The following is a 24,569-nucleotide window of genomic DNA, read 5'->3' as shown; positions in this document are numbered from 1 at the left end:
CCGGCTGCCGCGCGCGCTGCGTACCGCCTGGGCGGGCGGGCTGGCCGGCGCGCTGTCCGCCGCCGGGCTGCCGCGCGTCCTGGGCCCGGTCACCCGCCGTCTGATCGGCCGCGCCTCGACCGTCGGCAGCCACCCGCCGCACCCGTGGGAGCGCGCCGGCTACCGCACCAGCCGGGTCGTGAAGGCCTGTGCCCTGGAGAACGCCACCTACCCCTACCAGGCCGCCGAGCTCGCCGCGCTGCGTGCGGACCACCCGATGCCGGGCGCACCGGTGACGGTCCTGGCGGCGTACGACGGCAGCGAGACGGCGGGCCAACTGCGCTGGCTGGAGCGGCAGCGGGCGCTCGCCGCCGCGCTGGGCGGCCGGTTCGCGGTCGCCGCACCCGCGGGCCATCTGGTGATGGCCGATGTGCCGGAGTCGGTGGTCCGGGCGGTACTGGATCTGTCGGGGACGGGGCGCGACGCGGCGGTGCCGTCCGTCTAGGGCCTGTCCGACCCTGATCCGCCGGACAGGCCCTGGCTAGGCCGGCCCCAGGAGGCCGGTGAGCAGCGGCACCTGCCGCCGTTCATCGGCCTCCAGCGCCAGCCAGGATCCGTCGGGGAAGGCGATGTCCACCCGGGACGCGTGGCGCGCAGGATGCGGCTCGCGCCGCAGGCCGTACCGTCCGCGCGGCAGCTCGCCGAGCAGCTGGGCCGCCTCCCGCTCCGGCATCGAGGGCCTGCTCAGCAGCAACAGCCGCTGGTCGGTGAAGGCCAGCGCGAGCTGCTCGTTGGCGTAGTGGGAGACGTCGGGCGTGCCGGTGCGGGTGGTGATGACGAACCACCCCGCGACGCTGTCCCAGCCCCCTTCCCAGACACGCCCGCGAAAGATCCGGCGCACCCCGCGCCAGGTGTGGTGCGCACCCGCTTCCAGCAGCCCGGCAGGGACGGAACACAGCCACATGACAGCGCCCACGGGCAGAAAGATCCGCTGCCATCCCTTGAACCGTGCCTTCTCCTGCGCCGCGGGCTTGGGCCGGCGGCAGCGCTTGGGGATGCCGTCGGGCACCAGCCGGTCGAGCTTCACCGGCAGGGCTCCGTACAGGGCCTCTCCCGGCCGCAGATGACCCGAACCGTGCGCGATGAGCCAGGCGTCCCGCTCCGGGACGACGGGGGTGGAGTGCATATCCGTCTCTCTGTCCGCCCCGGCACTCAGCCGAAGGTGTCCTCGATACTGCCCTTGGGCACGCGATACGGCTTCGGCTCCTTCGGGCCGTCGTCGTCCAGCGCCTCCTTGCCGAAGTGCTTGATCGCTTCCTCGGCCGGGGCCTTGTAGTCGCCGGTGAGGCCGGTGGCGGCACCGATGAGGGGCTTCGAGCCGTGACCGGCGATCTGGCCGGTGACGATGTGGTGGGCCATCCAGTCCCGCATGCTCTGCCCGCGCATGCCCGTGGGCCCGCCCAGCTTGCGCAGTGTGGCGGCGACCTTGCGCGCCTCGTTGAAGGACTTCGCGCCGCTCTTGAACTCCTTGACGGCCTTCATCAGGTCCCGCAGCGTCTTGGCCAGGCCCGTGGAGACCTTCTCGACCCGGCCGATGAAGACCGCGACCTCCGCCTCCGCGACCAGGCCGTCCACCACCGTGGCCAGGCCCAGCGTGAGAATGTCGGTGATCACCATCGCGGCCAGGGTCATCGCCGCCCACTCGATCGCCTCGCGGATGATCGCGACGATGGCGTCCTCGGCGAACTTGCACTCCGCGGCGGCCTGACTGAGGATCTGCGCGGTTTTGCCCATGTCCTTGGCGGTGTCGTCGATGGCATCGACGATCTTGCCCATCCCGCGGCCGAAGCCGTCGGAGGCGTCGCCCTCCCACTGCTCGGGCAGCGCCCGTGCCGCCGACCGCAGCCCGTCGGCCACCTTGTGCAGCGCATCGGCCTGTGCGCGCCACTCCTTGGCGGCGGCGGTGAGCTGCGTCGGCATGCCGGTGACCTTTTCCAGGTCGTCCATCAGCCCGATCTTGTCGATGAACCACCGGATCGCGTCGTCGAGCCCGGCGTCGATGCCGTGCTCCTCGCTGTTGTGGATCTCCTCGACGTCGGGAAGCTTCTCGATCTCCTTGTTCACCCACGCATAGGCGGCCGAGACGCTCATACAGGCACGCTCCCGCCGCCCGCGCCGCTCCCGCCGAAGCCTTCCTGGAGGGCGTATTCATTGGCGACATAGGCGCCTGCCATCGCCCGCAGGCTCTCCGCCGCGCTCTGCAGCAGGTCGGTGATGTCATGGATGTTCTGCTGCGCCGCGGTGGCGTGCTCGTTGTACGAGGTGTGCAGCTCGTCTGACTCCGGCAGCTTGCCGAAGGCACCCGACGGTATCTCCACATGCTCCAGCGCCCGCGCGATCCGCGGGACCGCCTCCTGATGCTGTTCGGTGCCGGACGCGCAGTGGAATATCGCGTCCGGGTTGGTCTGGAAGCCCTGTCCCATGCCCCGTCTCCCCGTATGTTCCGGCTGTTCCGAATCGCTTTTCACCGGTCGGAGCCAGCGTAGGAACGGCAAGGCACGGAGCCGTCAATACCGGGTCAATGGGTGATCACTGACAGCCCAAGACTGGGCCAAGCCGGCTGTTCGGCGCCGCGGACCGCGCTGACCTCGTCCCCTACGGGGAAGGATCCACGAGGAGGGTTACGGGGCGGCGGTTCTGATTCAGGCCAAGGGTGCGTAATGTGACGGTAACCCCCGCACGTGATACTGGTGTGCCACACCGCGTCGTTCCCCGCGTGTGGACAGGCCGATTGACCTGCAAGGATTGGTGACCCATGGACAAGCAGCAGGAGTTTGTGCTCCGGACGCTGGAAGAGCGCGACATTCGCTTCGTCCGGCTGTGGTTCACCGACGTACTCGGATTCCTCAAGTCCGTGGCGGTGGCCCCCGCCGAGCTGGAGCAGGCCTTCGACGAGGGCATCGGCTTCGACGGCTCGGCCATCGAAGGATTCGCCCGCGTGTACGAATCCGACATGATCGCGAAGCCCGACCCCGGCACCTTCCAGATCCTGCCCTGGCGCGCCGAGGCCCCCGGCACCGCCCGGATGTTCTGCGACATCCTGATGCCGGACGGCTCCCCCTCGTACGCCGACCCGCGCTATGTCCTCAAGCGCATCCTGGCCAAGACCTCCGACCTCGGGTTCACCTTCTACACCCACCCCGAGATCGAGTTCTTCCTGCTCAAGGACAAGCCGGTGGACGGCCAGCGGCCCACCCCCGGCGACTCCTCCGGCTACTTCGACCACACCCCGCAGAACGTCGGCATGGACTTCCGCCGGCAGGCCATCACGATGCTGGAGTCGATGGGCATCTCGGTGGAGTTCAGCCACCACGAGGGCGCGCCCGGCCAGCAGGAGATCGACCTCCGCTACGCCGACGCGCTGTCGACCGCGGACAACATCATGACGTTCCGGCTGGTCATGAAGCAGGTGGCGCTGGAGCAGGGCGTCCAGGCGACGTTCATGCCCAAGCCGTTCTCGGAGTTCCCGGGCTCCGGCATGCACACCCACCTCTCGCTCTTCGAGGGCGACCGCAACGCCTTCCACGAGTCCGGCTCGGAGTACCAACTCTCCAAGGTCGGCCGCTCGTTCATCGCCGGTCTGCTCAAGCACGCGGGCGAGATCTCCGCCGTCACCAACCAGTGGGTCAACTCCTACAAGCGCATCTGGGGCGGCGCCAACCGCACCGCCGGCGCCGGCGGCGAGGCCCCCTCCTACATCTGCTGGGGCCACAACAACCGCTCCGCGCTGATCCGCGTCCCGATGTACAAGCCCGGCAAGATGGGCTCGACCCGGGTCGAGGTCCGCTCGATCGACTCCGGCGCCAACCCGTATCTGACGTACGCGGTGCTGCTCGCCGCCGGTCTCAAGGGCATCGAAGAGGGCTACGAACTCCCGGACGGCGCCGATGACGACGTCTGGGCGCTGTCGGACTCCGAGCGCCGGGCGATGGGCATCGAGCCGCTGCCGCAGAACCTCGGCGAGGCCATCGACCTGATGGAGCGCAGCGAACTGGTCGCCGAGACCCTCGGTGAGCACGTCTTCGACTTCTTCCTGCGCAACAAGAAGCAGGAGTGGGAGGAGTACAGGTCGGAGGTCACCGCCTTCGAGCTGCGCAAGATGCTGCCCGTGCTCTGAGCCACCGGCCACCGAGAGGCTGCACCATGGCACTACCCGCTCCGCAGGGACGGCGGAGCAGCACCTTCACCCGGCTGCTGAGACACGGTTTCACCGACCCCTCGGCGGCCGGGGAGCTGCTCGAAGCCCCCGAACTCGCCCCCGTACGCGATGACTCGGTGCTGCTGGAGGCGCTCGGGGCCACCGCGGACCCGGACCTCGCGCTGCGCGGTCTGGTCCGCCTGGTGGAGGCGCAGGAACCGGACGAGCAGCAGGCCCTGCTGAGCACCCTGGTCGCGGCCAAACCGCTGCGCGACCGGCTGCTGGGCGTGATGGGCGCCTCCGAGGCGCTTGCCGACCACCTCGCCCGGCATCCGGACGACTGGCAGTCGCTGGTCACCTACGAGTCGGTCGATCTGCACCCCACCACCCCCGAGTTCGAGCAGGCGCTCGCCGAGGGCATCTGGGGCGAGCGGGGCGCCGACCGGCCGCGCGCGGATGCGCTGCGCGCCGCCTACCGCCGGGCCCTGCTGGGCATCGCGGCCCGCGATGTGTGCGGCACGACCGATGTCGCCGAGGCCGCGGCGGAGCTCGCGGACCTGGCCACCGCCACGGTGCGGGCCGCCCTGGAGATCAGTTACGAAGAGGCCCCCGGCGACGCGGCGGTGTGCCGGCTGGCAGTCATCGGCATGGGCAAATGCGGCGGCCGGGAGCTGAACTATGTCTCCGACGTCGATGTCATCTTCGTCGCCGAGGCCAAGGAAGGCGTCGATGAGGCCAAGGCGCTGCAGGCCGCGACCCGGCTCGCCGCCCGCATGATGCGGCTGTGCTCGGACAACACGGTCGAGGGCACGATCTGGCCGGTGGACGCCAATCTGCGCCCCGAGGGCCGCAACGGCCCGCTGGTGCGCACGCTCAGCAGCCATCTCGCCTACTACCAGCGCTGGGCCAAGACCTGGGAGTTCCAGGCGCTGCTCAAGGCCCGCCCGATGGCCGGTGACCTGGGGCTGGGGCAGGAGTACGTCGACGCGCTGTCGCCGATGGTGTGGGACGTCGCCGAGCGGGAGAACTTCGTCGCCGATGTGCGCCAGATGCGCCGCCGGGTCGTCGAGAACATCCCCGCGGCCCAGGTCGAGCGGGAGCTCAAGCTCGGCCCCGGCGGGCTGCGCGATGTCGAATTCGCCGTCCAGCTGCTGCAGTTGGTGCACGGCCGCAGCGATGCCACGCTGCGCAGCGCCACCACCCTCGACGCGCTGGCGGCGCTGGCGGCCGGCGGCTATGTCGGGCGCCAGGACGCCGCGGCGCTGGACGCCGCCTACCGTTTTCTGCGCACGCTGGAGCACCGTATCCAGCTCTTCCGGATGCGCCGTACGCATCTGATGCCCGAGGCCGAGGCCGAACTCCGGCGGCTGGCACGCTCGTTGGGCCTGCGCACCGAGCCGGTCGACACCCTCCGCAGGGAGTGGAGGTGGCACGCCCGCGAGGTGCGCCGACTGCACGAGAAGCTCTTCTACCGGCCTCTGCTCGATGCCGTCGCCCATCTGGAGTCCGGCGAGACCCGGCTCTCCGCCAAGGCCGCCGGCCACCGCCTCGAAGCCCTCGGCTACGCCGACCCGGTCGCCGCGCTGCGGCATCTGGAGGCGCTGGCGTCCGGCGTGACCCGCAAGGCCGCCATCCAGCGCACACTGCTGCCGGTGCTGCTCGCCTGGTTCGCGGACTCCGCCGACCCGGACGCCGGGCTGCTCAACTTCCGCAAGGTCTCCGACGCGCTCGGCAAGACGCCTTGGTATCTGCGGCTGCTGCGCGACGAGGGCGCGGCCGCCGAGAACCTCGCCCGGGTGCTGTCCGCCGGCCGGTTGGCCCCCGATCTGCTGTTGCGCGCCCCCGAGGCGGTCGCGCTGCTCGGCGCCCCCGACGGGCTGCAGCCGCGCTCCCGGGCGGCGCTGGAGCAGGAGGTGCTGGCCGCGGTCGGCCGTGCGGACGGTGCGGAGGCGGCGGCCGCCGCGTCCCGTGGGGTGCGCCGCCGGGAGCTGTTCCGTACGGCCGCGGCGGATGTGATCGGCGCGTACGGCACGGAGTTCAGCCCGGCGGAGACCGACCACGGCCACTCCGTCGACACCGTCGGCGCCGCGGTCTCCGACCTCAACGCCGCCACCCTCGCCGGTGCGCTGCGCGCCGCGGTCCGCGAGCAGTGGGGCGACACCCTGCCCACCCACTTCGCGGTGATCGGCATGGGCCGGTTCGGCGGACATGAGCTGAGCTACGGCTCGGACGCCGATGTCCTGTTCGTCCACGAGCCGCGCGAGGGCGCCGACGAGCAGGAGGCCGCCCAGGCCGCCCACGCGGTCGCCAACGAGATGCGCCGGCTGCTCGAACTCCCCTCCTCCGACCCGCCGTTGCCCATCGACGCGGATCTGCGCCCGGAGGGCAGATCGGGACCGCTGGTGCGCACCCTCGCCTCGTACGCCGCCTACTACCGGCGCTGGTCGCTGGTGTGGGAGGCGCAGGCCCTGCTGCGCGCCGAACCGGTCGCCGGCGACGTCGGGCTGGGGCAGCGGTTCATCGAGCTGATCGACCCGCTGCGCTATCCCGCCGAGGGCCTGGGCGACGACGCGGTCCGCGAGATCCGCAAGCTCAAGGCCCGGATGGAGTCCGAGCGGCTGCCCCGCGGCGCGGACCCGACCACCCACGCCAAGCTGGGGCGCGGCGGTCTGAGCGATGTCGAGTGGACGGTGCAGCTGCTGCAGATGCAGCACGGCTGGGAGATCCCCGGGCTGCGCACCACCCGTACCCGCGAGGCGCTGGCCGCGGCCCACGCCGCCGGTCTGATCGGTACCGAGGACGCCCAGACCCTGGACGAGGCCTGGGTGCTGGCGGCGCGGGTGCGCAACGCGGTGATGCTGGTGCGCGGCCGCCCCGGCGACACCTTCCCGGTCGACGGCCGGGAGCTGGCGGCGGTGGGCCGCTACCTCGGGTACGAGGAGGGGCATGTCGGGGAGATGATCGACGACTACCGGCGGATCACCCGGCGGGCGCGCAGCGTGGTCGAGGAGCTCTTCTACGGGGCGTGAGCCCCGGCGTCCGGCGCCGGCAGCCCCCGGCAGTGCCCGAGGAACCCGGCCGGCGTCAGCTCGAAGGCCTTACGGCGAAGCCGGTACGCGTGGTGCCTGTGGGGCCTACGCCACCGCAGGCACCACCCGCGACAGACGATGCGGCAGCGTGCCGTACCAGACACCGGCCAGCGCGAAGCCGAAGCTCAGGCACAGCACTCCGCCGACCGCGTCCAGCCAGAAGTGGTTGGCGGTGGAGACGATGACCAGCAGCGTCACGGTGGGGTAGAGCAGCCCGAGGGCCTTGCCCCACAGCGGCTTGGCCAGCAGCGCGATGGTGATACCGCACCACAGCGACCAGCCGATGTGCATCGACGGCATCGCGGCGTACTGGTTGGACATCGAGGCGAGGTTGCCGGACGCCATCGAGCCCCATGTCCCGTGCTTGATCAGGGTGTCGACGAAGCCGCCGTCCGGCATCAGCCGGGGCGGCGCCAACGGGTAGAAGTAGTAGCCGATCAGGGCGACACCGGTGGTGGCGAACAGGGCCAGCCGGGCGGCGGCGTAGCGGCCCGGATGCCAGCGGTAGAGCCAGACCAGCACACCGATCGTGACGATGAAGTGCAGTGTCGCGTAGTAGTAGTTCATCGACACGATCAGCCACGTCACGCCGTTCACCGCGTGGTTGACGGTGTGTTCCACGGCGATGCCCAGCGAGTGCTCCGCCTGCCAGATCCAGTCGGCGTTCTTCAGCGCCTGCGCCTTCTGCTCCGGCACCGCGTTTCGGATCAGTGAGTACGTCCAGTAGCTGACCGCGATCAGCAGGATCTCGAACCAGAGGCGGGGTGTGCGAGGGGACCGCAATCGGGCCAATCGGCCTTCGCCCGCAGGGCGGTCCACACGCTCCCCGGTGGGTGGCGGGGTGGTCGGCAGGCCGTCCAAAGTCCTCGTATTCGCATCACCCATAGGCAGACAGTCTGCCAGAAAGGGACGTCTCGCCGATCATCCTTCGGTCGGGTATTCGACCCTCTGTATCCGTCTTGCGACGGACGGAAGACCCCCGCCGTTCTCAGGGCCGCACCCCTCAGTGGGCCCGCAGCGGCTTGGGGATCCTGGCCGGTTTCGGGGCCGAGGCGGTCGACCCGCGCACCACCAGCTCGGGGTGGAAGACGAACTCGCTGTGCGGGGCCGGGGTGCCGCCGATCTCCTCCAGGAGCGCGCGCACCGCCGCCTGCCCCATGGCCGTGACCGGCTGCCGGATCGTGGTCAGCGGCGGGTCGGTGAAGGCGATCAGCGGGGAGTCGTCGAAGCCGACCACGGAGATCTCGCGCGGTACGTCGAGGCCGCGCTGCCGGGCCGCGCGGATCGCACCGAGCGCCATCATGTCGCTGGCGCAGACGATGGCGGTGGCACCCCGCTCGATCAGCGCGCTCGCCGCGGCCTGGCCGCCCTCCAGGGTGTAGAGGGAGTGCTGGATGAACGGCTCCGCCTCGGCCGGGCCGATCTGCAGCCGCTCCTGCATGCTGCGGACAAAGCCCTCGATCTTGCGCTGGACGGGAACGAACCGCTGGGGGCCGAGCGCCAGCCCGATCCGCCGGTGGCCGAGCGCGCTGAGATGCGTGACCGCCAGATCCACCGCCGCCCGGTCGTCGGGGGAGATGAACGGGGCCCGCACCTTGTCGGAGAAGCCGTTGATGAGGACGAACGGCACGCCCTGGCCGCGCAGCTGCTCATAGCGCTGCATATCGGCGGAGGTGTCGGCGTGCAGCCCGGAGACGAAGATGATGCCGGCCACTCCGCGGTCGACCAGCATCTCGGTCAGCTCGTCCTCCGTGGAGCCGCCCGGGGTCTGGGTCGCGAGGACCGGGGTGTAGCCCTGCCGGGTCAGCGCCTGGCCGATGACCTGGGCGAACGCCGGGAAGATCGGGTTCTCCAGCTCCGGGGTGATCAGCCCGACCAGGCCCGCGCTGCGCTGCCGCAGCCGCACCGGGCGCTCGTAGCCCAGCACGTCGAGTGCGGCAAGCACGGACTGGCGGGTGGTGGCGGAGACACCGGGCTTTCCATTGAGCACCCGGCTGACGGTGGCCTCGCTGACACCCGCCTGCGCTGCGATATCGGCCAGCCGGGCGGTCATGGGTGGGACTGTACCGTTCGGCCGTCAGATTGCCCACCAGGTGCAGCTGTCGCCGGGGAGCACGGCGGCGGCGTTGTTGACGGTCACCGGGGCGCTGGAGAGCAGTGGTGTTCCGGGTGGCGGGAGTTCGACGTCGTGGCCCAGGGTGTTGACGGTGCACAGCACGCCGGGGCGGCTGAAGGCGAGCACCCCGTCGGGGGCCGGCTGCCAGTTCATCGTCCCGTCGCCCAGGCCCGGCAGCCGGCGCCGCAGTTCGAGGGCGGTGCGGTAGAGCTCCAGGGTGGAGGCGGGGTCGCCGGTCTGCGCCGCGACGGTGAGGCGGCGCCAGTCGGCGGGCTGCGGCAGCCAGCTGCCGCCGGGCCCGAAGCCGTACGGCGGCAGCTCGCCGGACCAGGGGAGCGGCACCCGGCAGCCGTCGCGGAAGCCGTCCTGACCGCTGGCCCCGGAGGCTCGGTGGCCGCGGAAGAACGCCGGGTCCTGGCGCGCCTCGTCGGGCAGGTCGGTGACCTCGGGCAGGCCCAGCTCCTCACCCTGGTAGAGGTAGGCCGAGCCGGGCAGGGCCAGCATCAGGAGGGTGGCGGCGCGGGCGCGGCCCAGGCCCCCGCCGAGGCGGGTGGTGTGCCGTACGACGTCGTGGTTGGAGAGCACCCAGGTGGTGGGGGCGCCGACGGAGGCGGTGGCGGCGAGCGAGGCGTCGATGACCGAGCGCAGCGCGCCGGCCTGCCAGCCGGCGTTCAGGAACTGGAAGTTGAAGGCCTGGTGCAGTTCGTCGGGGCGTACGTACAGGGCGAGGCGCTCGGGGGTGGGGGCCCAGGCCTCGGCGACGCCGACGACCTGCTTGCCGTGGGCGTCGCCGTATCCGTCCAGGAGGCGGCGCCAGGCGCGGTGGATGGCGTGCACCCCGTCCTGGTCGAAGAAGGGCAGCACCTGGGTGCCGATCAGCTTGGCCTGCTGGCCGTGGCCGATGTCCGGCAGACCGGGTGCCTTGACCATGCCGTGCGCGACATCGATCCGGAAGCCGTCCACGCCGAGGTCGAGCCAGAAGCGCATGACGGCCTCGAATTCGGCGTGCACATCCGGATTGTCCCAGTCCAGGTCGGGCTGCTCGGGGGCGAAGAGATGGAGGTACCAGTCGCCGCGGTCGGTGCGGGTCCAGGCCGGGCCGCCGAAGACCGACTCCCAGTCGTTGGGCGGGAGTTCGCCGTCCTTGCCCTTGCCGGGGCGGAAGAGATAGCGCTGCCGGGCGAGTTCGGGGTCCTGGAACCACGGGTGCCGGTCGGAGGTGTGGTTGGGGACGATGTCGACGATCACCCGCAGGTCCAGTTCGTGGGCGGTGCGGATCAGGTCGTCGGCGTCCTGGAGGCTGCCGAAGAGCGGGTCGACGGCGCGGTAGTCGGCGACGTCATAGCCGCCGTCGGCCTGCGGTGAGGCGTAGAAGGGCGTGAGCCAGACGGCGTCCACGCCCAGGTCCCGGAGGTACGGCAGACGCTCGCGGACCCCGCGCAGATCGCCGATGCCGTCGCCGTCGCTGTCGGCGAAGGAGCGTACGTATACCTGGTAGATGACGGCGTCGCGCCACCACGACGGACCTCGGCCCGGTCCGGGGGCCTGGGGGGCGGGGCTGGGGGAAGTGAGCTCCTGGGTCATCTGCCGTCCCTGTCGAGGTCAAGAGGGCGTTGGTGCCTTCACCGAATCAACGCTCGGGCAGCCGCGCGGTGACGGTGCCACGGATGCCGGGAGGGTCCCGTTCCGGCCATCCCGTTGCAATTTGTTCCAACGGTCTTGCAGAAAATTGCCGCAAGGTCTTTCGGTTTGTTTGCAGCGCTGTTACGTTCCTGACCGCCATCTGAGGCATTTCCCTAAGGAGTTCACATGCGGCGTGGCATACGGGGCGTAACGGCCACCGCGCTGGTAGCGGGCCTGGCACTGGCAGCGACGGCGTGCGGTGGGGGTGACAGCGGGGGGAGCAACAACAGCGGCGGCGAACTGTCCGGAACCGTTACCTTCTGGGACACCTCCAACGACGCCGAGAAGGCGACCTACCGCAAGCTTGCCGAGGGCTTCCAGAAAGAGCACCCGAAGGTCCACGTCCAGTACGTGAACGTCCCGTTCGGTGACGCCAACGCCAAGTTCAAGAACGCGGCCGGCGGCAACTCCGGAGCCCCCGACGTGATGCGCACCGAGGTCGCCTGGGTCGCCGACTTCGCCAACCTCGGCTACCTCGCCCCGCTCGACGGCACCCCCGCCCTCGACAAGAGCGACGACTACCTCCCGCAGGCCGTCGGCTCCACCAAGTTCAAGGGCAAGACCTACGCCGCGCCGCAGGTCATCGACACCCTCGGCCTCTTCTACAACAAGAAGCTCCTCAAGGACGCCGGCGTCGAGGTGCCCAAGACCTTCGCCGAACTGGCCGCCTCCGCCAAGAAGATCAAGGCCAAGACCGGCGCCACCGCCCTCTACCTGCGCGGCGACGACCCCTACTGGTTCCTGCCCTACCTCTACGGCGAGGGCGGCAACATGGTCGACGCCCGCGACAAGATCGTCGAGATCGACGACGGCGCCGGCGTCAAGGCGTTCAAGGCCATCAAGGACCTGGTCGACTCCAAGGCCGCCGTCACCGACGCCACCGACGGCCAGGAGAACCAGCTCAAGGCCCTCAAGGACGGCACCGTCGCGATGGCCGTCGACGGCCCCTGGGACATCGAGGGCGCCCGTGCCGGCAAGGCATTCAAGTCCCCCGCCAACAAGGAGAACCTCGGCGTCGCCCCCGTCCCCGGCGGCAGCTCCGCCCAGGGCTCCCCGCAGGGCGGCTGGAACCTCTCCGTCTACGCCGGCAGCAAGAACCTGCAGGCCTCCTACGCCTTCGTGAAGTACATGAGCTCCGCCAAGATCCAGCAGGAGACCACCGACAAGCTCAGCCTGCTGCCCACCCGCAAGTCCGTGTACGACGTGCCGGCCGTCAAGAACAACGAGATGGTCAAGTTCTTCAAGCCCGCCGTCGACGGCGCCGTCCAGCGCCCCTGGATCGCCGAGGGCAACTCCCTCTTCGAGCCGATCAAGGTCCAGATGAACAAGGTGCTCACCGGCGCCGCCACGCCCGAGCAGGCCGCCAAGGCGACCGGCGACGCCTACCGGAAGCTGCTCAAGGACTACAAGTGACCGTTGCTGTACGGGTGCGCCGGGCGCTGGGCACCCACTGGTACGCATGGACGATGGTCGCCCCGGTGGTACTCGTCATCGGGGTGATCATCGGCTACCCGCTGGTGCGCGGCGTCTTCCTCTCGCTCACGGACGCCAATGAGGCCAACGTCCAGCGCGACATCGGCGTCAACCACATCCCCGCCACCTACAAGTTCACCGGCCTGGACAACTACCAGGCCGTGCTCTCCGACAGCGTCTTCTGGGACCGCCTGGGCTGGACCGTCCTGTGGACCGTCGGCTGTGTCTCGATCACCTTCCTGGCCGGCCTGACGCTGGCGAACATGCTCAACCGCACGCTGCGCGGCCGCACCTTCTACCGCCTGGCCCTGATCCTGCCCTGGGCCGTCCCCGCCTTCATCTCCGTCTTCACCTGGCGGATGCTCTACAACGAGAAGAACGGCATCCTCAACAAGCTGCTGGCCGGCGGCGGCATCGACGCGATCCCCTGGCTCAACGACCCGACCTGGGCCAAGCTCTCGGTCATCGCCGTCAACGTCTGGCTCGGCGTGCCCTTCATGCTCGTCGCCCTGCTCGGTGGACTGCAGTCCATACCGGGGGAGCTGTACGAGGCCGCCGAGATGGACGGCGCGAGCGCCTGGCAGCGGTTTCGCCACATCACCGTGCCGGGACTGCGCGCGGTCAGCAGCACGGTGATCCTGCTCTCCGCCATCTGGACCTTCAACATGTTCCCGGTGATCTTCCTGCTGACCCGGGGCGGCCCCGGCGACGCCACCGAGATCCTGGTGACCTACGCCTACCGGCTCTCCTTCGTCGACAGCCCCCGCAACTTCTCCGAGTCCGCGACCTGGGGCGTACTGATCCTCGTACTGCTCTCGATCGTCGCCGTCGTCTACCGCCGGGCGCTGCGCAAGCAGGGAGAGGTGTGGTGACCATGACCCGCACAGGAACGACCCGCACACGAACGACCCGCACACCGAAGACCCGTACCCGCAACCAGCGTTCCCGGCCCGCGTCCATAGGGCTGCACGCGACCCTGGCCGCCGCGGCCGTGATCGCGGTCTTCCCGCCGCTGTGGCTGCTGGTGACGTCCTTCAAGCCGAGGACCGACGCCTTCTCCACCGGCGTCGTCACCCACTTCACCTTCGCCAACTACACCCACGTACTGGCCGACACCGAGTTCCTGACCTGGTTCAAGAACTCCGTGATCATCGTCGGGCTGACCACCGTCCTCGGCGTCTTCATCGCCGCCACCACCGGCTACGCCGTCAGCCGCTTCCGCTTCCCCGGTATGCGCCCGCTGATGTGGCTGCTGCTGATCACCCAGATGTTCCCGGTCGCGGTGCTGATCGTGCCGCTGTACAACCTGCTGGCGAGCCTCGGCCTGCTCAACCAGCCCGCGGGCCTGGTCGTGACGTATCTGACCATCGCCGTCCCGTTCTGCGCCTGGATGATGAAGGGCTACTTCGACACCATCCCGGTGGAGATCGACGAATCGGGACGGGTCGACGGCCTCAATCCGTTCGGCACCTTCTGGCGTCTGGTCCTGCCGCTGGCCCGCCCCGGCCTCGCCGTCACCGGCTTCTACACCTTCGTCACCGCCTGGGCCGAGGTCGCCTACGCCTCCGCCTTCATGACCGGCGAGGAGAATCTGACGCTCGCCGGCGGCCTGCAGACCTTCGTCAACCAGTACACCAACGACTGGGGTTCGATGACCGCCGCCGCCGTGATCATCGCCGTGCCGGCCGCGCTCGTCTTCGCCTTCGCCCAGCGCCACCTCGTATCCGGACTGACCGCCGGCACCACCAAGGGTTGATATGACTCCACAGCACAACGTCACTCCTGCCACCGACTGGTGGCGCGACGCGGTGATCTATCAGGTCTATCCGCGCAGCTTCGCCGACGGCAACGGCGACGGCATGGGGGATCTGGCAGGCATCCGCAGTCGCCTGCCATACCTGCGTGACCTGGGCGTGGACGCCGTCTGGCTCAGCCCCTTCTACGCCTCCCCGCAGGCCGACGCCGGCTACGACGTCGCCGACTACCGCTCCATCGACCCGATGTTCGGCACCCTGCCCGACGCCGAGGCCGTCATCCGCGAGGCCCATCGGCTGGACCTGCGCATCATCGTCGACCTCGTCCCCAACCACTGCTCCGACCAGCACGAATGGTTCCGGCGCGGACTGGCCGAGGGCCCCGGCTCCACGGCCCGTGAGCGCTTCCACTTCCGCAAGGGACGCGGCGAGAACGGCGAAGAGCCGCCCAACGACTGGGAGTCGCTGTTCGGCGGCCCCGCCTGGACCCGGGTCCCCGACGGGGAGTGGTACCTCCACCTCTTCGCACCCGAACAGCCCGACTTCAACTGGGAACACCCCGCCGTCCAGGACGAGTTCCGCTCCATCCTGCGCTTCTGGCTGGACCTGGGCGTCGACGGCTTCCGGGTGGACGTGGCACACGGCCTGGTCAAGGCCCCCGGCCTGCCCGACATGGGCCACGGCGAGCAGCTGAAACTGCTCGGCAACCAGGTGCTGCCGTTCTTCGACCAGGACGGTGTGCACGACATCTACCGCTCCTGGCGCGCCGTCCTCGACGAGTACTCCGGCGACCGGATCGCGGTCGCCGAGGCCTGGACCCCCACCGCCGAACGCACCGCGCTCTACCTGCGCTCCGACGAACTCCACCAGGCCTTCAACTTCCACTACCTGAACACCGGTTGGGACGCGGCCGCGCTCCGCGAGGCGATCGACTCCTCCCTCGACGCCATGCGCCCGGTGGCCGCCCCGACGACCTGGGTGCTCTCCAACCACGACGTCGTACGCCACCGCACCCGCCTCGGCGGCGGCCTGGACCGCGCCCGCGCCGCCACCCTCTTGATGCTGGCGCTGCCCGGCTCGGCCTACCTCTACCAGGGCGAGGAGCTGGGCCTGCCCGAGGTCACCGACCTGCCCGACGAGGTCCGCCAGGACCCGTCCTTCTTCCGGGACACCGGGCAGGACGGCCTGCGCGACGGCTGCCGGGTGCCGATCCCCTGGAGCGGTCAGCAGGCGCCGTACGGCTTCGGCGACGGCGGCACCTGGCTTCCGCAGCCCGCCGACTGGGCCGGGCTGAGCGTCCAGGCCCAGACCGGCGACCCCGGCTCGACCCTGGAGCTGTACCGTGCCGCGCTGGCGCTGCGGCGCACCCACCCGGGCCTCGGCGCGGGCGAGACGGTCGAGTGGCTGGCCGCGCCCGAGGGCGTCCTGGCCTTCCGCCGGCCGGGCGGCCTGGTCTGCACCGTCAATGTGACCGAGGCGCCCGCCCGGCTGCCCGCACCCGGCCGGCTCCTGCTCTCCTCGCGTCAACTGGACGCATCCCAGGACGACTTCGTCCTGCCCGCCGATACCGCGCTCTGGTGGGAGGAGTGACCCTGCCCCCTGCCCACGCCACCCCCCGGCTGTCCGACATCGCCGCCCAGGCGCAGGTCAGCGAGGCGACCGTCAGCCGGGTCCTGAACGGCAAGGCGGGCGTGGCGGCGAGCACCCGGCAGCGGGTGCTCGCCGCGCTCGACGTCCTCGGCTACGAACGTCCCGTACGGCTGCGCCGCCGCAGCGCCGGGCTGGTCGGACTGGTCATCCCTGAGCTGACCAACCCGATCTTCCCTGCCTTCGCCCAGATCATCGAGCAGTCGCTGGCCGGCCATGGCTACACACCGGTGCTGTGCACGCAGATGCCCGGCGGCGCCACGGAGGACGAACTCGTCGAGCAGCTGGAGGAACGCGGTGTCACCGGCATCGTCTTCCTCTCCGGCCTGCACGCCGACACCCGCGCCGACCCCGGCCGCTACGCCCGGCTGGCGTCCCGCGGCGTTCCGTACGTCCTCATCAACGGCTACAACCCGAAGATCGACGCGCCGTTCGTCTCACCCGACGACGGCGCGGCGGCCCGGATGGCGGTGCGCCACCTGGCCGAGCTGGGCCATGAGCGGATCGGGCTCGCGGTGGGCCCGGCCCGCTATGTGCCCTCCCGCCGCAAGGCCGAGGGCTTTGTGGAGGCGCTGGGCGAGTCGTTCGGCCTGTCGAGGGGGCAGGCCGAACGACGCGTCCAGCACACCCTGTTCAGCGTCGAGGGCGGCCATGCGGCGGCCGCGGCGCTGCTCGAAGAGGGCTGCACCGGCATCGTCTGCGGCAGCGATCTGATGGCGCTCGGGGTCGTGCGCGCGGCCCGCCAGCGCGGTCTGGACGTACCGGGAGCGCTCTCCGTGGTCGGCTTCGACGACTCCCAGCTGATCGCCTTCACCGACCCGCCGCTGACCACGGTGCGCCAGCCGGTGCAGGCGATGGCGACCGCCGCGGTGGGCGCGCTGATCGAGGAGATCCACGACCGTGCGCACGGCCGGCAGACCCCCGGCCGTCGCACCGAGTTCGTCTTCCAGCCGGAGCTGGTCGTACGGGGATCGACGGGGCCGGTACGGGAATGACCTCCGGCGTGGACCGGCTCCTGCCACACTGAGTGCGCTGTGTTGAACGATCGGTGACCGGTGACCGGCGACCAGGAGTGGGTGTGTGATGAGCGACGAGGTGCGTCCGTACACAAAGGAAGAAGTGCTGCACGGCGTGGCGCTCATCCAGGCGCACCTCGCCGAGGACGAGGACGCGGTGGCCGCGCTCTACGACGAGGACGACGAGAACTCGGCGGTGGAGGCCGCCCGCGCCATGTTCGCGATGGCCCACATCATCGTCCACGGGCTGGTCATCCCCGAGATGTGGGTCATCAAGAAGGGCTTCAGCTACGGCGACACCCGCAATGTCCCCGAACTCAACCTCGCCATCCATGTCGTCAAGAACATGGAGGAGCGGGTGGAGATCGCCCGCGCCTGGCCCATGGTGATCGCGGTGTCGGCGGGCGAGGTGATGGGGCTGATCGTGCAGTGCACCAACACCAAGATGGAGGAGGTACCGGCCTTCCTCGACACGGTGCGCGAACGGGTGCTGCTGTCGATGCAGCCGTAGCCGCGCCGTGGCCGGGCCTGCCCCGGGTCAGACCTCCTGGACCGCGTGCGACACGAACGCCGCCCATGCCGCGACCGGCACGGCGAGCCGGGGGCCGTCCTTGTCCTTGGAGTCGCGGATGTGGACGGTGGTGGGGGTGGGGGCGATCTCTACGCAGCTGTCGCCGGAGTCGCCGCTGTAGCTGCTCTATGGGGTTCCCCTACGGCGGTGAGGTCTCCGACTCCGTCGCTCTGATCGTCGGTGAACTCGCCGCCAGCGCCGCGACCCACGGCCGGCGACCGGGCGCGGCCTGCTCGTTGTGGCGGCGCTCGCCTCCCGTTGGGCGGAGCTCGACCGCGACCCGATCGGCAAGATCGTCCTTACAGAACTGGACCTCTAGGGCGCGCCTGTAGGGTGCGGCCGTCCGCGAGCCGATCAGCCGACGCGAGCGCCCACCGAGCGCGCCCGCTCCCGGGCTTGCTCGCTCACCCCTTTACGCCGCGCCGACATACGGGAATCGAGCGCCTCGCGCTGGGCAACGAGCCGCATCCTTCCCTTGCCGAGATCGGTGTGGGCCACGACGCCGATGAACCGGGGGTCCCCGCAGAAGCGCACCTTTTGCCCGTCGTTCGCGCGACACCAGCGGACCCAGTGGAGGAACCGTCCGGCAAAGGGCGCCCGCAGCTGTACAGAGACGGACACCGCGGGATCATCGGGACTGTGCCCCTCGAAGCGGCAGATAGACCGGCTCACACTGTGCCCGAGCGCGGACGACCAGCCGTAGATTCTCAGGACCCGGCGAATGGCCGTCACGTTCCGCAGCTGCCGGATGCGTTCGTAGAGGAAGTACATGACCACGACTCCCATGACGGTCCAGAGTGGCGCCAGCCAACGGGGCGTCACGGAGATGGTGAAGAGTAGGGAAGGGAAGAGGAGCAGGGTGAGGAGCAGGAGGGCCGCATGTTGGACGAGCGTGGTCCGCCACCCTCGCCTCGTCGTGGGGTCGTCCCATGCACACGCGGCAGTGGAAACCGTGGAAGACGACATCCTGGACTCTCCTTGATGAGGACTGCTCCGCTGCGTGCTGCCTGAGCTGGTATCTCGGCTTTCGGCAACGGAGGCATGTGATCAGCCGAATACGGAGCGGGCCTCTGCCGCATTGCTCGGCTCGGGGATATCAGCTTTGACTTCGCCGGGCAGAGGGTTGTCAAAGCTGATGGTCTCGGCCACGGAGCGCACGATACTTCGGTACCCCTCGGCTCCTTGCGCGGCAGTGGTGGAGACACTGACGACCACCATGCTGCTTCTGTCGGGCGCGGCGAGATAAGCCACGGCCTGGTATACGGTGCCGGACATGGTGTCCGCCGCGGAGCTTTCCGGCAGTTCGATCTCGGATTCGGCGAATGCCACCGGGCCGTGCGCAAGCCGCTCCACACGAAGCGGCGTCGCGGAACTGCGGGCCGTCGCGGCGTGCCGCACGGCGAGCTCCGCCGGGGTCCACGGCGTCTCCACCCGCGCGATGGTCAGCACGGAATGCAGCAGACTCCCGTCATCGTCCTCGTGCATCCCCAACGCACAGGCGATCACCCCCTCGCGGCTGAGTCGCACAGCCAGGGTTTCCGTTTCCTGGAGGGCTTCCAGGAAACGGCGACGGCCCTCGGGGCTCATGGCGGCCATGAGCGGCAGCAGGGCATCAGTCAACTCCGCCTCGGATTCGGGCTTTTCCAGAATCGAAGCGAACGGTACGTCCAAGTACCCAGGAGGCTGGGCGTACCAGATGTCGGCTTCGGTGCGAAGTGCCGACTGATCGATAACGAAGTGCGTCTTCTCGTCGTCCATGTGCGGTTCCTCGCCGGCCTTCATCGGAACATCGGTGCGATGATCTGCGCTGTGCTCGAAATGGAGCCGGGAATGTCAAAGCCTCCCACCCGGATGGCATCGCCGATCAGGGCTCCGTCTTCAGCCTTCTTCAAATCCTCATCGATGTTCTTGGCAACACCGAAGATGGCCGATGCGCCACCGACGATCGGTACGCCGACTTCCTTTGCCACACCGGCCGCGGCCCGCACTGTCCACTCCGTGGGGAGTTCGAACGGCGCGTGAGTGCGTCCGGCCACGGTCCAGATGGTCTTTCCGGTATCGACCAGGCGATCGGCGAGAGTGAGCGCCTCGGCGCTGTGTGCAGCGGCCTTGAAGGCTCCGGTGGCTCCCCGGGCCACGACGCCTCCGAACGGGATGGCCCCCGCCATATCGCCGGCGATACCCACCGCGTTGTTCCAGAAGTCCTTGTCGAACTCGCCCTTGGTGAAGGCATCGGCCATGGATGCACGGAACTTCGGGTCGGCGACTCGGGTTCCCGCTGCCGCCAGGCTCGCCGCCCCCGCAGCCAGGAGAAAAGCTACGCCCACGGGCCCCGTGGCGAACAGCGCGACGATGCCGGCAATGGCCGCCACGGCGCCGAGGATGTCTGTTTTGTTTTCCCAGACCCAGGAGAGCGCGTTCTCGAACCACCCCGGCTCCTCGGGGGCGAGTTTGTCCGTGGCCTCGCGCAGTTTGGCCGCGCGCCTGTTCGCCTCGGTGGTGTGCTCCTCCTGGAGTTCGCGCGCGTTGTTGAGAATGGTTTGGAGGTCACCCTTGGCGTCGCTGAGTTCAGAGTTGGCGTCGGTCAACTCCGAATTGGCCTTGTCGAGGCGGGCCTGGGCACTGTCCAACGCGGACTGGTCGGTGAAGGTCTGGCCGGCGAGCTTCAGATCCGGGTTTGCCGCTGCTGACTCCTGCCGTTTCTCAGCCTTGCCAAGTCGTTCCCGTGCCGCCTTGGCCTGGTTGTCGAGCGTGCGGGCGCGATCATGAAAGCCGGAGAGCGCCTTGTACCACCCACTGATCGCCGTGGCGGCCTTCCCGATCGAATCGCGGGCGTGGCGCAGGTTGGTGTCGAAGTCCTTGCCGAGTTCTTCGCGGAAGGCGACGGCAGCGTCTCCCTCCCAATAGGTGCCCTGCTCGATCTTGTGCACCATGTTCTGTGTGCTGTCGAGCGTGGATACCGATTTGGTGAGTTTGGTGTGGAGAGCCGAGACAGATTCCAGCGAACCGGGTACGGGGTTGAACCCGAGGTGCGGATAGGGGTTGCTCATTTCTTACCTTCCCCCTTGGCGAAGGCGGCGGCCAGTGCCTCTTCCACTTCTCGGTAGTTCTGATTTACCTTGTCGAGCCCCTCGTTGAGCTTCTTCGCCTTTTCGTGGATTTGCTCGACCCCGTACTTCCAGTGCTCCTGGAATTCGTTGCAGGCGTCGTCGAGGCTCTTGGTCCCGATGTCGGACGATCCAGTGTCTTTCATGGACTTCCGGACTTCATCCAATGATGACTCGGCCTGCTTCAATGTTCTCTGAAAGTTGGCAAGTTCATCGACATCGGTCTTGAAGCCGTCACCCATCACGCCCCCGGTCCTTGGCCCGCATTCTGTTGATGCGGATGGCCCGCTCATAGTAAAGGGAACGTCAAGGCTTGCTCTACTTGGGGGAGTTATTTGTTGAGGAAGCTGGCGATATGTCGTAACCGTCGAATTGTTGTTCGTTCGCCGTTGTTCAACTTCGCGCGAACCGCCGGCCGGTCAGCGCGTCGGGCTGGGCGCCGGTCCGGCCGGCCGGGCGCGTGGGCCCGGTGAGGGGCCTCCGGTCGGCCGGAGCGGCTACTGCGGGAACGTAACACCGTTGCAATGTCTTGCGTAAGGTCTTGCAACAAGGAATCGGCGCGGATAGAACCATGAGCCATGTCCTTCACCACACGCCGGTCCCGCGGGCGCCTGGCCGCCGCCCTTGCCCTGACCCTCGGCGCGGCGGCTCTGCTCGTCGCGCCGCCGCAGCAACAAGCACAGGCGTCCCCGTCCGGCCCGGACCAGGCCCTGGCCCAGTGGATCGACCGCGACACCGTGGTCTGGAAGGGGGCGGAACGCACCGCCGCCCAGCTGGAGTTCGGGGCGGCGGGGAAGCGCATCCGGCTCACCCCGGGCACGCTCAGCCCGTCCGAGCGGGCCGCCTATCCGCATCTGGCGGGCTATCCGGCCTTCACCACCGACCCCCGCGACCGCGGGCTGGCCCGTACCGCGCTGCGTGGCCGAATCGTCGCCACCCAGCGCACGGCGGACGGGCGGCATACCGCAACCGGCGTACAGATACCGGGGGTTCTCGACGACCTCTACGGCGCCCGCGCCCAACAGGCCGCATTGGGGCCGGTCTTCCACCACGGTCGCCCTACCCTCTCCGTCTGGGCGCCGACCGCGCGCACCGTCGCCCTNCCACGGTCGCCCTACCCTCTCCGTCTGGGCGCCGACCGCGCGCACCGTCGCCCTTGAACTCGACGGCCGTACGGTCCCCATGCGACGGGACGGCGCCAGCGGCGTCTGGCACGTCCAGGGTGCCCGCAGCTGGGCCGGAAAGCCGTACCGCTACGTCGTCACCGTCTGGGCGCCCACCGTCCGCAGGACCGTCACCAACAAGGTCACCGACCCCTACTCCACCGCCCTGACCGCCGATTCCACCCATAGCCTCGTCATCGACCTCGACGACCCCGCGCTCGCCCCCAAGGGCTGGGCGGGGCTGCGCAAGCCCGCTGCGGTGCCGCTGCGCCAGGCCCGCATCCAGGAGCTGCAGATCCGCGACTTCTCCGTCGAGGACCGCACCTCCCGCCACCCCGGCCAGTACCTCGCTTTCACCGACCGCCGGTCCGACGGCATGCGCCATCTGCAAGCCCTTGCGCAATCCGGCACGTCCTACGTCCATCTGCTGCCGGCCTTCGACCTCGCCACCGTCCCCGAGCGACGCGCCGACCAGCAGCGGCCGGACTGTGCTCTCGCCTCGTACGCCCCCGACTCCGATCGCCAGCAGGACTGCGTCGGAAAGACGGCCGCCCGCGACGCCTACAACTGGGGCTACGACCCCCTGCACTACACCGTCCCCGAGGGTTCGTACGCCTCCGACCCCCAGGGCACCGCCCGCACCGTCGAATTCCGCCGCATGGTGCAGGGCCTGAACAGGGCCGGGCTGCGCACCGTCATGGATGTCGTCTACAACCACACCGCGGCAAGCGGCCAGGACCCGCACTCCGTCCTGGACCGCATCGTGCCCGGCTACTACCAGCGGCTGCTCGACGACGGCGGCGTGGCCACCTCCACCTGCTGCTCCGGCACCGCGCCCGAGCACACCATGATGGGCAAGCTCGTCGTCGACTCCGTCGTCACCTGGGCCGAGGAGTACAAGGTCGACGGCTTCCGCTTCGACCTCATGGGCCACCACCCCAAGGCCAACATCCTCGCCGTCCGCAAGGCCCTCGACGCGCTGACGCCGGCCAAGGACGGGGTGGACGGAAGGTCGGTGGTCCTCTACGGCGAGGGCTGGAACTTCGGCGAGGCCGCGAACGACGCCCGCTTCGTCCAGGCCACCCAGAAGAACATGGCCGGCACCGGCATCGCCACCTTCAGCGACCGGGCCCGCGACGCGGTACGCGGCGGCAACCCTTTCGACGCCGACCCCCGCATCCAGGGCTTCGCCTCGGGCCTGTACACCGACCCCAACGAGGCGGCGGCCAACGGGACACCGGAGGAGCAACGCGCCCGTCTCCTGCACTACCAGGACCTGATCAAGGTCGGCCTGACCGGCAACCTCGCCGACTACACCTTCACCGACACCACGGGACGCCGCGTCAAGGGTTCCCAGATCGACTACAACGGCGCTCCGGCCGGCTACGCCGCCGCCCCCGGTGACGCCCTCGCCTACGCCGACGCCCACGACAACGAAACCCTCTACGACGCGCTCGCCTACAAACTGCCGCAGCACACCGGCGCCGCCGACCGATCCCGTCTGCAAGTTCTTGCGCTGGCCACCGCAACGCTTTCGCAAGGCCCTGCGCTCTCCCAGGCGGGCTCCGACCTGCTGCGTTCCAAGTCCCTGGACCGCAACTCCTTCGACAGCGGCGACTGGTTCAACGCCCTGCACTGGAACTGCGCCGAGGGCAACGGCTTCGGCCGCGGGCTGCCGCCGGCCGCCGACAACAAGGACAAGTGGCCCTACGCCAAGCCCCTGTTGGCCGACCCCGCGCTCCGCCCCGGCTGCGCCGCGATCACCCAGGCCTCCGCCGCCTACCGCGATCTGCTCCGTATCCACGCCACCGAACCGGCCTTCGGCCTCGCCACCACCGCCGGCGTCCAGTCGGCGCTGTCCTTCCCTCTCTCCGGAAAGGACGAGACACCCGGCGTGATCACCATGCGTCTCGGCAACCTCGTCGTGATCTTCAACGCCACCCCGCACCAGCAGGCCCAGACCGTCCACGGCCTCGCCGGTGAGCGCTACGCCCTGCACCCCGTCCAGGCCCACGGCGCGGACCCGGTGACCGCCACCGCGTCCTACGCGCGCGCATCGGGCACCTTCACCGTCCCGGCCCGCACCGTCGCGGTCTTCCGCCACCGCTGAGCCGGGGCCGGAGGCCGGGGCCGGCCGAGATCAGCCGGCCAGCCGCTTTTCGAGGAGGGTGACGGCGTACGGACTGCCGCCGGCATCCTCCTTGAACGGCTGCTCCCCGACGACGGTGTAGCCGGCGCCCTCGTAATACGAGCGCAGCCGCGGATTGGACGAGAGGCAGTCCAGCCGGGACCACTCCCGGCCCTCCTCGGCGATCCGCCGCTCGGCGTGCCCCAGCATCGCCCGCCCGGTCCCGGCCGGAGCCCGCCCGCGGTCCACCATCAGCCGGTGCACATAGCCCGCCTCCGGCGGCTGCGGCCCCCACGCGGGCTCGTCCCGCCACCACAGTTCGAACGCGCCCACCATCTGCCCGGCAACCTCCGCCAGCCAGACCTCGCCGTCCTTCATCCGCAGCCGGAAGTGCTCCTCGTCCTTCGCGCCGGGCTTCCACTGATCTATGCCGGACTCCAGCATCCAGTGGGCGGCGGCGTCGTACAGCGCGGCCAGCGCACCGGGGTCGGTGTCGTCCTCGGCGAGCCGGAAGGTGATCTCATCCATGCGGGGATTGTGCCGCAGCCGCCACACCCGCTCCGCGGCAGCCCGCCCCGCGGCCCGGTCCGGCCCCGTGGTCCGGCCCCGTGGTCCGGCCCCGCCCCGCCGCCCGGTCCCGCCGCC

20 protein-coding genes and 3 pseudogenes are annotated in these 24,569 nt (G+C 69.8%); 11 read left to right on the top strand and 12 right to left on the bottom strand.

The genetic code is table 11. The annotated features are described in order from the left end of the window. A pseudogene (locus tag DY245_RS21345) lies at nt 1–484 on the top strand (alpha/beta fold hydrolase); the annotation flags it as partial. 36 nt (nt 485–520) lie between these two features. Here DY245_RS21345 and DY245_RS21340 read toward each other — a convergent pair. Genes DY245_RS21340 through DY245_RS21330 form a run of 3 tightly spaced genes read right to left on the bottom strand, consistent with a single transcriptional unit; the run spans nt 521 to nt 2,462 of the window. Beyond that, nucleotides 521–1,165, bottom strand: a complete 645-nt coding sequence (locus DY245_RS21340) for a hypothetical protein (RefSeq protein WP_128508845.1) — start codon at nt 1,163–1,165, stop codon at nt 521–523. A 26-nt stretch (nt 1,166–1,191) separates the two neighbouring features. Continuing rightward, the gene (locus DY245_RS21335; RefSeq protein ID WP_128508844.1) at nt 1,192–2,130 is read right to left on the bottom strand and encodes a WXG100 family type VII secretion target; all 939 of its coding nucleotides are present in this window, start codon (nt 2,128–2,130) and stop codon (nt 1,192–1,194) included. Beyond that, complete coding sequence (locus tag DY245_RS21330; protein ID WP_128508843.1) at nt 2,127–2,462, bottom strand: hypothetical protein; 336 nt, start codon at nt 2,460–2,462, stop codon at nt 2,127–2,129. Before DY245_RS21330 ends, DY245_RS21335 begins: the two co-directional genes overlap by 4 nt. 332 nt (nt 2,463–2,794) lie before the next feature. Between DY245_RS21330 and DY245_RS21325 the strand changes: the two genes are divergently transcribed. Both DY245_RS21325 and DY245_RS21320 read left to right on the top strand, forming a co-directional pair. Further along, on the top strand, nt 2,795–4,156 hold the full coding sequence (locus DY245_RS21325) for a glutamine synthetase family protein (RefSeq protein ID WP_128508842.1): 1,362 nt from the start codon (nt 2,795–2,797) through the stop codon (nt 4,154–4,156). Nucleotides 4,157–4,182: 26 nt separating this feature from the next. Further along, nucleotides 4,183–7,206 (top strand): bifunctional [glutamine synthetase] adenylyltransferase/[glutamine synthetase]-adenylyl-L-tyrosine phosphorylase, encoded by a 3,024-nt coding sequence (locus tag DY245_RS21320; RefSeq protein ID WP_128508841.1) that lies wholly within the window; start codon nt 4,183–4,185, stop codon nt 7,204–7,206. A 105-nt stretch (nt 7,207–7,311) separates the two neighbouring features. On the opposite strand, the gene DY245_RS21315 is transcribed toward DY245_RS21320, so the two are convergent. The 3 genes from DY245_RS21315 to DY245_RS21305 all read right to left on the bottom strand — a co-directional run bounded on the left by DY245_RS21315 (nt 7,312) and on the right by DY245_RS21305 (nt 10,966). Next, entirely contained in the window at nt 7,312–8,151 is an 840-nt protein-coding gene (locus tag DY245_RS21315) for a phosphatase PAP2 family protein (RefSeq protein WP_128508840.1), read from the bottom strand. 118 nt (nt 8,152–8,269) lie between these two features. Then, on the bottom strand, nt 8,270–9,319 hold the full coding sequence (locus DY245_RS21310) for a LacI family DNA-binding transcriptional regulator (RefSeq protein WP_128508839.1): 1,050 nt from the start codon (nt 9,317–9,319) through the stop codon (nt 8,270–8,272). Between the two features lie 24 nt (nt 9,320–9,343). Further along, nucleotides 9,344–10,966 carry a glycoside hydrolase family 13 protein gene (locus DY245_RS21305; RefSeq protein WP_128508838.1) on the bottom strand — a complete coding sequence of 541 codons (1,623 nt, stop codon included), beginning with the start codon at nt 10,964–10,966 and terminating at the stop codon, nt 9,344–9,346. Between the two features lie 225 nt (nt 10,967–11,191). Between DY245_RS21305 and DY245_RS21300 the strand changes: the two genes are divergently transcribed. From DY245_RS21300 to DY245_RS21275, 6 genes are all read left to right on the top strand, one after another. Further along, complete coding sequence (locus DY245_RS21300; RefSeq protein ID WP_128508837.1) at nt 11,192–12,478, top strand: extracellular solute-binding protein; 1,287 nt, start codon at nt 11,192–11,194, stop codon at nt 12,476–12,478. A 53-nt stretch (nt 12,479–12,531) separates the two neighbouring features. Then, nucleotides 12,532–13,410: a carbohydrate ABC transporter permease gene (locus DY245_RS21295; RefSeq protein WP_397879822.1), complete on the top strand. Its 879-nt coding sequence runs from the start codon at nt 12,532–12,534 to the stop codon at nt 13,408–13,410. 2 nt (nt 13,411–13,412) lie between these two features. Then, nucleotides 13,413–14,294, top strand: coding sequence for a sugar ABC transporter permease (locus tag DY245_RS21290; RefSeq protein WP_181923796.1), 882 nt, complete (start codon nt 13,413–13,415; stop codon nt 14,292–14,294). A 1-nt stretch (nt 14,295) separates the two neighbouring features. Continuing rightward, the gene (locus DY245_RS21285; protein ID WP_128508835.1) at nt 14,296–15,882 is read left to right on the top strand and encodes a glycoside hydrolase family 13 protein; all 1,587 of its coding nucleotides are present in this window, start codon (nt 14,296–14,298) and stop codon (nt 15,880–15,882) included. Continuing rightward, a complete protein-coding gene (locus DY245_RS21280; RefSeq protein ID WP_128508847.1) occupies nt 15,867–16,934 on the top strand; it encodes a LacI family DNA-binding transcriptional regulator in 1,068 nt (355 codons plus the stop codon). Before DY245_RS21285 ends, DY245_RS21280 begins: the two co-directional genes overlap by 16 nt. Nucleotides 16,935–17,022: 88 nt before the next feature. Then, nucleotides 17,023–17,466, top strand: a complete 444-nt coding sequence (locus DY245_RS21275; protein ID WP_128508834.1) for a DUF6224 family protein — start codon at nt 17,023–17,025, stop codon at nt 17,464–17,466. Nucleotides 17,467–17,493: 27 nt separating this feature from the next. Here the strand turns inward: DY245_RS21275 and DY245_RS21270 are convergent. The 5 genes and pseudogenes from DY245_RS21270 to DY245_RS21245 form a co-directional block, all read right to left on the bottom strand. Next, a pseudogene (locus DY245_RS21270) lies at nt 17,494–17,652 on the bottom strand (DUF397 domain-containing protein); the annotation flags it as partial. Between the two features lie 228 nt (nt 17,653–17,880). Beyond that, entirely contained in the window at nt 17,881–18,297 is a 417-nt protein-coding gene (locus DY245_RS21260) for a hypothetical protein (protein WP_128508833.1), read from the bottom strand. Nucleotides 18,298–18,573: 276 nt separating this feature from the next. Then, nucleotides 18,574–19,284, bottom strand: a complete 711-nt coding sequence (locus DY245_RS21255; RefSeq protein ID WP_128508832.1) for a hypothetical protein — start codon at nt 19,282–19,284, stop codon at nt 18,574–18,576. Between the two features lie 20 nt (nt 19,285–19,304). Further along, nucleotides 19,305–20,576: a hypothetical protein gene (locus DY245_RS21250; RefSeq protein ID WP_128508831.1), complete on the bottom strand. Its 1,272-nt coding sequence runs from the start codon at nt 20,574–20,576 to the stop codon at nt 19,305–19,307. After that, nucleotides 20,573–20,875 (bottom strand): WXG100 family type VII secretion target, encoded by a 303-nt coding sequence (locus tag DY245_RS21245; RefSeq protein ID WP_128508830.1) that lies wholly within the window; start codon nt 20,873–20,875, stop codon nt 20,573–20,575. Before DY245_RS21245 ends, DY245_RS21250 begins: the two co-directional genes overlap by 4 nt. Nucleotides 20,876–21,268: 393 nt before the next feature. Here DY245_RS21245 and DY245_RS46550 point away from each other — a divergent pair. Continuing rightward, nucleotides 21,269–21,735, top strand: a pseudogene (locus tag DY245_RS46550) (pullulanase-type alpha-1,6-glucosidase); the annotation flags it as partial. Nucleotide 21,736: 1 nt separating this feature from the next. Continuing rightward, nucleotides 21,737–23,906: pullulanase-type alpha-1,6-glucosidase (gene pulA, locus DY245_RS21240; protein ID WP_244943177.1), on the top strand; the 2,170-nt coding region annotated here is incomplete at its 5' end. A gap of 30 nt (nt 23,907–23,936) precedes the next feature. On the opposite strand, the gene DY245_RS21235 is transcribed toward pulA, so the two are convergent. Further along, nucleotides 23,937–24,452 carry a GNAT family N-acetyltransferase gene (locus DY245_RS21235; RefSeq protein ID WP_128508829.1) on the bottom strand — a complete coding sequence of 172 codons (516 nt, stop codon included), beginning with the start codon at nt 24,450–24,452 and terminating at the stop codon, nt 23,937–23,939. Between the last annotated feature and the right edge of the window lie 117 nt (nt 24,453–24,569).

Source organism: Streptomyces inhibens (assembly GCF_003389455.1).
GTDB classification, from domain to species: domain Bacteria; phylum Actinomycetota; class Actinomycetes; order Streptomycetales; family Streptomycetaceae; genus Streptomyces; species Streptomyces inhibens.
The sequence above is the reverse complement of the archived record's forward strand: the minus strand, read 5'-3'. Positions and strand labels throughout refer to the sequence as shown.